Genomic DNA, 1,752 nt, shown 5'->3' on the forward strand with positions numbered 1-1,752 from the left:
CGACGCGGTCGGCGCGCTCGCCGCCGCGGGCCGGCTCGGCCCCGCGCTGACCGGGGCCGAGACCGGCTACGGGGCGGTCTATGTCGTCGAGATCGTGCTGCTGTTCGCCACCCTGGCCGTGATCGGACCGCTCGTGCGCCCCGCGCGCGCGGCCGTCCCCCGGCCCATCCCGCGGCTCGACGCGCCCGCGTCGCCCGCCAGCCAGAGAGCGAGGTGAGGTCATGGAAACCGGCGCCATCACCGGACATATCGACGTCGCGCAGGTCGTGCTCTACGCGTTCTGGATCTTCTTCGCGGGACTGGTGTTCTACCTGCTGCGCGAGAACAAGCGCGAGGGCTACCCGCTCGTCACGGACCGTACCGACGGGCGCGTCGTCGTGCAGGGCTTCCCGGCGATGCCGGGCAAGAAGACGTTCCTGCTGCATGACGGCCGCACGGTGGTGCAGCCGCGTCCCGACAACGAACCGCCGCTCGCCGCCGTGCCGGTCTCCACCGTGCCGGGCTCGCCGCTGACGCCCACCGGCGATCCGATGCAGGACGGTGTGGGGCCGGCGGCCTACGCGCTGCGCGCCGACGAGCCCGAGCGCAGCTTCGACGACCATGCGCCGAAGATCGTGCCGCTGCGCGTCGCCACGGGCTTCCACCTCGACGCGGGCGACCCCGATCCGCGCGGCTGGGCGGTGGTGGCGGCCGACGGAAGGACGGTCGGCACCTGCCGCGACCTCTGGGTCGACCGCTCCGAGGTGATCCTGCGCTATCTCGAGGTCGAGGCGACGACGCCGGCGGGCCCGCGCCAGGTGCTGGTGCCGATGACGCTGGTCCGGGTGGACGCGGGGCGGCGCCGCGTGACGGTCGCCTCGGTGCTGGCGCGGCACTTCGCCGCCGCGCCGGGGCTGCGCGCGCCCGAGCAGATCACCATGCGCGAGGAGGACCGCATCAGCGCCTATTTCGGCGGCGGCCACCTCTACGCCACGCCCGACCGGCTGGGGCCGCTGCTGTGACCGGGCCCGTCCTGCTCGAGCACGCGACCGAGGAGATCCCGGGCATCCCGGGGCGGCTGCCGGAGGGCGAACGGCTGCTCTGGCAAGGCCGGCCGCGCTGGTGGCCGCTCGCCGTGCGCGCCTATCGCGTGCGCGCGGCCGCGATCTACTTCGCCGTCCTCGGCCTGGTCGGCCTCCTCGCCGGCCTGCGCGACGGCGCGACCGTCGGCGCGGCGCTGCTCGCCCTGGTGCCGCTCGGGCTGCTCGGCCTGACCGCGATCGGCCTCCTGGCGCTGCTCGCCTGGCTCTCGGCGCGCGCGACCACCTACTCGCTGACCACGCGGCGGGCGATCATCCAGGGCGGGGCGGCGCTGCCGGTCAGCGTCAACCTGCCCTTCGCGACCGTGGCCTCGGCGCGGCTCCGGCTGCACGGCGACGGCACGGGCGACATCGCGCTTGCGCTCGCGCCCCCGCACCGCGTCTCCTATGCCCTGCTCTGGCCGCATGTGCGCCCCTGGCGCTTCGCCTCGCCCGAGCCGGGCTTCCGCGCGATCGCCGAGCCCGAGACGGTGGCGCAGATCCTCGCGCGCGCGCTCGCGGCCGCCTCCGGTCAGGCCGCCGCCGCGGTCGCCGCCCCGCCCGGCGCGGCCGAGGACCGGCGCGCCCGGCCCGAGCCCGTGGCCGCCTGAGGGGGAGCGGATGCCCTCGAGGCTCACGGCGTAGGAGCGCGACAGCCCCGTCACCATCGCATCCGCGTCGCCGCAGGCGACCA

General features: G+C 76.1%; 3 protein-coding genes. All 3 read left to right on the top strand.

Annotation, left to right across the window (positions count from 1 at the left end):
- A partial coding sequence (locus FK498_RS18570) for a PucC family protein (protein ID WP_202614933.1) occupies nt 1-217 on the top strand: 217 nt, incomplete at its 5' end.
- Nucleotides 218-221: 4 nt separating this feature from the next.
- Nucleotides 222-1,001 carry a photosynthetic reaction center subunit H gene (puhA, locus tag FK498_RS18575; protein WP_141857171.1) on the top strand — a complete coding sequence of 260 codons (780 nt, stop codon included), beginning with the start codon at nt 222-224 and terminating at the stop codon, nt 999-1,001.
- Nucleotides 998-1,669: a photosynthetic complex putative assembly protein PuhB gene (gene puhB / locus FK498_RS18580; protein WP_141857173.1), complete on the top strand. Its 672-nt coding sequence runs from the start codon at nt 998-1,000 to the stop codon at nt 1,667-1,669. Before puhA ends, puhB begins: the two co-directional genes overlap by 4 nt.
- Nucleotides 1,670-1,752 lie beyond the last annotated feature (83 nt).

Source organism: Elioraea sp. Yellowstone (assembly GCF_006704265.1).
GTDB lineage: Bacteria > Pseudomonadota > Alphaproteobacteria > Acetobacterales > Acetobacteraceae > Elioraea.